This is a genomic window from Streptomyces sp. UNOB3_S3, from assembly GCF_020740895.1.
Lineage (GTDB): Bacteria > Actinomycetota > Actinomycetes > Streptomycetales > Streptomycetaceae > Streptomyces.
Window position 1 is genome coordinate 1 of record NZ_JAILXP010000352.1, and the last position, 7,428, is coordinate 7,428.

6 protein-coding genes are annotated in these 7,428 nt (G+C 71.4%); 3 read left to right on the forward strand and 3 right to left on the reverse strand.

The window, feature by feature from the left end; translation table 11 throughout:
• The coding region (locus K6I33_RS28465) for a streptophobe family protein (protein ID WP_229357410.1) at nt 1-1,086 on the reverse strand (1,086 nt) is incomplete at its 3' end.
• Nucleotides 1,087-1,327: 241 nt separating this feature from the next.
• Here K6I33_RS28465 and K6I33_RS28470 point away from each other — a divergent pair.
• Nucleotides 1,328-3,865, forward strand: coding sequence for an FHA domain-containing protein (locus tag K6I33_RS28470; protein ID WP_229357411.1), 2,538 nt, complete (start codon nt 1,328-1,330; stop codon nt 3,863-3,865).
• Between the two features lie 77 nt (nt 3,866-3,942).
• On the opposite strand, the gene K6I33_RS28475 is transcribed toward K6I33_RS28470, so the two are convergent.
• Together K6I33_RS28475 and K6I33_RS28480 are read right to left on the reverse strand one after the other, a co-directional pair.
• Entirely contained in the window at nt 3,943-4,647 is a 705-nt protein-coding gene (locus K6I33_RS28475; protein ID WP_229357412.1) for a transglycosylase SLT domain-containing protein, read from the reverse strand.
• 385 nt (nt 4,648-5,032) lie between these two features.
• The gene (locus tag K6I33_RS28480; protein WP_229357413.1) at nt 5,033-5,734 is read right to left on the reverse strand and encodes a nitroreductase family protein; all 702 of its coding nucleotides are present in this window, start codon (nt 5,732-5,734) and stop codon (nt 5,033-5,035) included.
• A 103-nt stretch (nt 5,735-5,837) separates the two neighbouring features.
• On the opposite strand from K6I33_RS28480, the gene K6I33_RS28485 reads away from it, so the two are divergent.
• On the forward strand, nt 5,838-6,986 hold the full coding sequence (locus tag K6I33_RS28485) for a GAF domain-containing sensor histidine kinase (RefSeq protein WP_229357414.1): 1,149 nt from the start codon (nt 5,838-5,840) through the stop codon (nt 6,984-6,986).
• On the forward strand, nt 6,979-7,428 hold a 450-nt coding region (locus K6I33_RS28490), incomplete at its 3' end, for a response regulator transcription factor (RefSeq protein ID WP_229357415.1). The genes K6I33_RS28485 and K6I33_RS28490, both read left to right, overlap by 8 nt.

Below are 7,428 nucleotides of genomic sequence, written 5' to 3' on the forward strand. Positions count from 1 at the left end.
GTCCCGGGGCGTACGGGCCCCCGTCAGCACCCCGGCCGTGAGCATCAGCAGCACACAGCCCACCGGCAGCAGCCACACCAGCGGCTCCAGATCGGCGATCCGGCCCACCGTCACCGTCCGGTCCGTCCCGGCGCGCAGCAGTTCGTCCAGCGGATGCGGCAGCACCTGGAGCAGGGATCCGCTCGCCGAGCCCCGCAGGGGGACCAACAGCCCCAGCGGCAGCCCCAGCCACACCCCGTTCGGCGCCCCGAGCACGGCCGCGCCCAGCACCCGCCGGGGGTGGCCGTCGCCCGCCGCCGCGAACCCGGCGGCCGCCAGGCCCGCGACGACCGCCAGCACCAGCACCGTGCGCAGCGCCGAGGCCGCCGGGCGGACCGTGCGGTGGGCGGCCTGCCAGCGGCGGGGGAGCGGGGCCCGGCGGGCGGACAGCAGCGTCACCAGCAGGACGCCCAGCACCCACACCAGGCCGCCGAGCAGCGACGCCCCGGGCCGTACCGAGAAGCCCACCGACGCCTTGGCCCGCGCCAGCTCCCCGAGCCGGCCGGGCAGGCCGCCCCCGATGTTCCCGATATCCCCGATGTCGCCCAGCCCCGGGATCCGTGTGGTGCCGCCCGAGGAGCCGAGGCCCAGACCGGCGCCGTCGAAGGTGACGGTGGAGGAGGCCGCCCATGTGAGCCCGCCCAGGACCAGCAGGAACAGCAGGGCGACCGCGCCCGCCCGGGCGACGAGCTCGGTCCCCCGCACCGCGGGTCCCAGCGGCCGCAGCGAGCGGGCGAACACCATGCCCACCAGCAGCGCCCCCACCAGGCTGACGCCCAGTGGCGCGATGTCGATGGTGGTGTGCGCCCCGGCGCCTGTCAGCCCGAATGCTTCGACCGAGCCCGAGGGAGTGATGGAGCCACCCACCGCGAGGACGACCACCGCCGCCGTCAGCGGGCCCAGCGATCCGGCCGCGTCCGCGCCCAGGAGATGCAGGCCCATCGCCGCGACCCCGGCCATCGCGAGAAAGGCCCAGCTCACCGCGGCTATCGCGGTGAGTACGAGATCCGCGCCGCGCGCCGCGCGGCTGCCGCTGGTCAAGGTCATCACGGCCCCCCGGTCCCTACCAGTCGCCCCGGAAGCGGACGATCCGCGACGATCCCGCGCATCCCTGGGCGGTTACTACTGTCAGGGCGCGTTTCGCATCGGTCAACGGCGCCTGTTACAGGCCCGGTACACGGTCGTGGGGCTCCCGACTTTTGGTTGAGGGACTGCGCCTGAAATAGTTCCTCCCGATGTTCGCCATCCCTAGACTCCCCCGTGCAGGGGGCTCATCGGGGGACAAATAGTGGGGCATGGAGTGCCGGAACTCGTACTGGAATTGAACGGACAGACCTGGACGCTGGACCCGTCCCGGTCGTATGCCCTCGGGCGTGACCCGCAGGGTGACATGGTCCTGGAGGACGCCCGCGTCTCCTGGCGGCACGCCACCATCCGGTGGGGCGGCCATGGCTGGCTCATCGAGGACCACGGCAGTACCAACGGCACCTATGTGCAGGGCCAGCGGATCCACCAGATGGAGATCGGCCCCGGTGCGGCCGTCCATCTGGGCAACGCCACCGACGGCCCGCGGCTGAACCTGTCGGCGGCCGCCGCCGCTGCCCCGGCCGCCGACATCTACAGCGCCCAGACGGCGATGGCCCCGGCGGTCCAGCCGGGCCAGCCGGCCCCGCAGCAGTACCAGCAGCCGGGCGCCCAGGGCTGGGGGCAGCAGCCTCCGCAGCAGTACCAGCACCAGCAGGCGCCGCAGCAGGGCGGCTGGCAGCAGCCGTACGTGCCGCCGCAGCAGGCCGCCCAGCCGCAGGGCCAGGCGCCGGGCGCCGGTGGCGGCGAGAGCCCGACCCGCTTCCACCAGATGGCCGTCGGCCGGGTGATGCGCATCGGTCGTGCCCTCGACAACGACCTGGTCGTCTCCGACCTCCAGGTCTCCCGCCACCACGCGGAGTTCCGGGCCACCCCCGGCGGCTTCGAGATCGTCGACCTCGGTTCCCACAACGGCACCTATGTCAACGGTCAGCCGGTCCGGCAGCAGCTCATCGGCCCCAACGACACCGTCGGTGTCGGTCACTCGACCTTCCGTCTGGTCGGCGACCGCCTCGAGGAGTTCGTCGACACCGGTGACGTCTCCTTCTCGGCCCGCCATCTGACGGTGACGGTCGACGGCGGCAAGCAGATCCTCAAGGACGTCTCCTTCGGCGTCCCCGAGAAGTCGCTGATCGCCGTCATCGGTCCCTCCGGCTCCGGAAAGTCCACCCTCCTCAAGGCGCTCACCGGCTACCGGCCCGCCAACCAGGGTGACGTCCTCTACGACAACCGGAACCTGTACAAGCAGTTCGCCGAGCTCCGCCAGCGCATCGGCCTGGTCCCGCAGGACGACATCCTCCACAAGGAGCTCACGGTCCGTAAGGCCCTGCGCTACGCGGCCAAGCTCCGCTTCCCCGGCGACACCGCGGCCTCCGAGCGCGAGGCCCGCATCGACGAGGTGCTGCGCGAGCTCAAGCTCGACATCCACAAGGACAAGAAGGTCACCGCCCTCTCCGGCGGCCAGCGCAAGCGCGTCTCGGTCGCCCTGGAGCTGCTGACCAAGCCGTCGCTGATCTTCCTCGACGAGCCCACGTCGGGCCTCGACCCGGGCATGGACCGCGACGTCATGCAGCTGCTGCGCGGCCTCGCCGACGACGGCCGCACGGTCCTGGTGGTCACCCACTCCGTGGCCGAGCTGGCGCTCTGCGACAAGCTGCTGGTGATGGCGCCGGGCGGTTCCGTGGCCTACTTCGGCCCGCCGGAGGAGGCGCTCAACTTCTTCGGCTACGAGACCTGGGCCGATGTCTTCTCGGCCTTCGAGAACTACCGCGACTACGACTGGGCGGGCCGCTGGAAGGGCTCGCAGCACTACCAGATGTACGCGGCCGACATCGACGCCGTCGCCCCGCAGTCCGTGCACGTCCAGCCGCAGATGGTCCGCCCGACGGTGCCGCAGAGCTGGGGATCCCAGCTGTGGACCCTGATGCGCCGCTACTGCTCGGTCATCGCCTCCGACCGCGGCTTCCTGGCCCTGATGCTGCTCCTCCCCGCCGTCCTCGGCGGCGTGAGCACCCTCATCCCGTCCGACTTCGGGCTCGGCGCGCCGAGCAAGGGCCACTTCAACCAGGACGCCGGCACGATCATGCTGATCCTCGCGGTCGGCATGTGCTTCTCCGGCGCCGCCAACTCCGTCCGTGAGCTGATCAAGGAACGGGTCATCTACGAACGGGAACGCGCCGTGGGCCTGTCCCGGTCCGCGTACCTGATGTCCAAGGTGATCGTCCTCAGCCTCATCACCGTGGTGCAGGGCGTTCTCACCTGCGCCATCGGCTTCTCGGTCCGCAAGCTGCCGGAGAAGGGCCTCGTCCTGGAGAAGTTCCCGGCCGTCGAGCTCTGCCTCATGATCATCGCCCTGGGCTTCACCTGCATGATGATCGGCCTGGTCATCTCCTCCCTGGTGAAGACCAGCGAGAAGACCATGCCGCTGCTGGTCATGTTCGCCATCGTCCAGGTCGTGTTCACCGGCATCCTGTTCAAGCTGTACGACTCGCCCGGCATCGAGCAGGTCGCCTGGCTGATGCCGGCCCGCTGGGCCATCGCCGGTGCCGGCACCACGCTGGACCTCTCGCACATCATGGCGCCGATGGACAAGAGCGACCCGAAGAACCTCGACCCGCTCTGGGCGCACACCGTCGGCCAGTGGGGCATCGACATGATCGCCCTCCTCGCCATCGGCGTCGCCTGCGGCTTCGCGGTCGTCCGCCTGCTGCGCCGCCACGAGCCCGAGGTCATGCGCAAGTAGTCGCGGCCCGCGCCGGTACGCCGAAGGGCGGCACCCCCCACGGGGTGCCGCCCTTCGGCGTGTGCGTCCTCCGGCCGTCAGTAGGCGGAGTTCACGTTGTCCATCGAGCCGTACACCTTGGCCGCGTAGTTGCAGGCGGCGGTGATGTTGGCGACCGGGTCGTAGATGTTCCAGGACGTGCCCGCGACGTGGTACGCCTTGAAGGTCGGGTCGATCACCTGGAGCAGGCCCTTGGAGGGGATGCCGGCGGCGGCGTTCGAGTCCCAGTTGTTGATGGCGTTGGGGTTGCCCGTGGACTCCCGCATGATGTTGCGGTAGATGCCGTTGTAGGTGCCCGGGATGCCCTTGGCCTTCATGATGTCCAGGGCTTCCTTGATCCAGCCGTCCAGGTTGTTGGCGTAGACCTTGGGGGCGGGCGCGGCGGGCGCGGCGGCGGCAGCGACCGGCTTGCGCTCCTCGGACCGGCTCGCGGCCTCCTTCTCGGCGCGCTCCTTGTCGGCCTTCGCCTTGGCCTCGGCCTCGGCCTTCTTCTTGTTCTCGGCGTCCTTCTTGGCCTGCTCGGCCGCGCGGTCCGCCTGCTTGTTCAGCTCGGCCTGCTGGGTCTCGCCGAAGGCGGAGGCGTTCCACGCCACCGGCTTCACCGCCTGGGCCTGCTCGGCGTCGGCGGAACCGTTGGGCACGACCGCGAACGCCAGAGCGGCGACACCGGCCGCGGCGATTCCGGCCGCGGAGAACGTGTGGACCTTGGTCAGGCGGGTATAGCCAGAGATGGGGGAACGCATGCTGAGCTGAACCTCTTCCGATCGTGTGAGTCGCACCGGCCCGTCCTGGCGCGCTGAAAGCGCCGTTTCTCGGTTCACGGCGCCGTGCGACGGAGCAAATTCTTAGCGGTCGCAAAATGCCGTGGCAAAGGTGTGACGTACTACGCCGCTTCGTTGTGGCGGTAGCCGCACGGCTCGGGCGACAGGGCGCGTCACCTGCTCGAACCGCTCCTTATGGGCGTCTTATCCGTCCACTAGGCCGCTTCGTACGTGATCTGCGTCCCATGAGCGGGCTCACACCGGGGGCCCTTGCTTCTCACCCGGTGTGGCCGCGCCCCTGCGGAGAGTTTGCGATCAGAAACGTTCCTTTGAGGTCCCCTGAGCCGGGGCCCGGGTCAGGCCTCGGTCAGACCTCCTTGAGGACCTGGTCCAGGCTCTTGCGCACCAGGTCCGGCACCTCGCAGTCCGCCGCCGGATAGCCCACCGGGATCACCGCGAACGCCTTCTCGTTCACCGGCCGCCCCAGCACCTCCGACAGGAACCGCATGGGGCTCGGCGTGTGCACCAGCGCCGCCAGCCCCGACAGATGCAGCGCGGACAGCAGCATCCCGACCGCGATGCCGACCGACTCGTCCACGTAGTAGTGCTTGCGCCGGCTGCCGTCCTCGCCGAGCCAGTAGCGCTGCTGGAAGACCACGATCAGCGCGGGCGCGTCCGTCAGGTGCGGCTTGACCTCGTCCGTGCCCAGCGGCCGCAGCGCCGCCAGCCACTCCTCGCCCAGCCGCCCCGCGTAGGAGAGGCGCTCCTCTTCCTCCGCCGCCTCCCGGATGCGCCGCCGCACCTCCGGGTCCTTCACCAGGACGAACGTCCACGGCTGCTGATGCGCCCCCGACGGCGCGGTGGCCGCGCACGCGATCGCGTCCCTGACCACCCGCTCCGGCACGGGATCGGCCGAGAACCGCCGCACGGTCCGCCGCTCCGCCATCCGCTCCCGCAACTCGGCCGCCCGCTCGACCGACTCCTCGACGCCCATCCGCACGGGCCGGTACGGCACGGGCCGGTACGGCTCACCATGGGTGGGGGTCCACTGTCCTATTGGTATAGACATGAGGAGAGCCTGCCCACGGGCCGACCGGCCTAAGGCTTACGAACTACGCGCAGCCCTCCACGGGCCCGATCCCGGAAACGGCGCCGCTGGATACCGTGACCCCATGACCGACCGCCCCCGCTCCGGCCTCACCGCAGTGAGCACCGCCCTGCTCGCCATGAGCCGCCACCTGGAGGTCCGCGACGTCCTCAAGACGATCGTCGTCTCCGCCCGGGAGCTCCTCGACGCCGAGTACGCCGCCCTCGGCGTCCCCGACGACCACGGGGGCTTCGCCCAGTTCGTCGTCGACGGCGTCAGCGACGAGGAGTGGAAGGCGATCGGCCCGCTGCCCCGCCAGCACGGCATCCTCGCCGCGATGCTCAAGGACGCGACCCCGCAGCGCCTCGCCGACGTCCGCCTGGACCCCCGCTTCGAGGGCTGGCCCCACGCCCACCCCGACATGAGCGACTTCATCGGGATGCCCGTCGCCGACGGCGACGAGATCCTCGGCGCCCTTTTTCTCGCGAACAAGAAGTGCCCCAAGCCCACCGGCGGCTGCGGCTTCACCGCCGACGACGAGGAACTGCTGAGCGTCCTCGCCCAGCACGCCGCCATAGCCCTCACCAACGCCCGCCTCTACGAGCGCAGCCGTGAGCTGACCATCGCCGGGGAGCGGGCCCGCCTCGCCCACGAGCTGCACGACGCCGTCTCCCAGAAGCTCTTCTCCCTGCGCCTGACCGCCCAGGCCGCGGCCGCCCTCGTCGACCGCGACCCCGCCCGCGCCAAGGGCGAGCTCCACCAGGTCGCCCGGCTCGCCGCCGAGGCCGCCGACGAGCTGCGCGCCGCCGTCGTGGAGCTGCGCCCCGCGGGGCTCGACGAGGACGGCCTCGTCGCCACCCTGCGTACCCAGGTCAAGGTCCTCGACCGGGCCCAGGCCGCCGCCGAGGTCACCTTCGCCGCCCATGGCGTACGGGCCCTGCCGGCCGCCCAGGAGGAGGCGCTGCTCCGGGTGGCCCAGGAGGCCCTCCACAACGCCCTGCGCCACTCCGGGGCGCGGACCGTGGATGTCACCCTCACCCGCCGGGGCCATGGCGCCGCCCTGCGCGTCACCGACGACGGGCAGGGCTTCGACCCCTCCGCCGTGCGCAGGGCCGGCCGGCACCTGGGCCTGGTCTCCATGCGGGACCGGGCGAACGGGGTCGGCGGCGGCCTGACCGTAGTCTCCGCGCCCGGCAAGGGCACGACGATCGAAATGGAGGTGCCCGGTGGGTGAGAACCGAGTTATCCGGGTGCTGCTGGTGGACGACCACCAGGTGGTCCGCAGGGGGCTGCGCACCTTCCTGGAGGTCCAGGACGACATCGAGGTCGTCGGCGAGGCCGGGGACGGCGTCGAGGGCGTCGAGCGGGCCGAGGAGCTGCGACCGGACGTCGTCCTCATGGACGTGAAGATGCCCGGCATGGACGGGATCGAGGCGCTGCGCAGGCTCCGGGAGCTCGACAACCCCGCACGGGTGCTGGTCGTCACCAGCTTCACCGAGCAGCGCACCGTCATCCCCGCCCTGCGGGCGGGCGCGGCGGGCTACGTCTACAAGGACGTGGACCCGGACGCCCTCGCCGGCGCCATCCGGTCCGTGCACGCCGGGCACGTCCTGCTCCAGCCGGAGGTGGCGGACGCCCTGCTGTCGCAGGACGAGGGCGGCGGCGGGGGCCAGGGG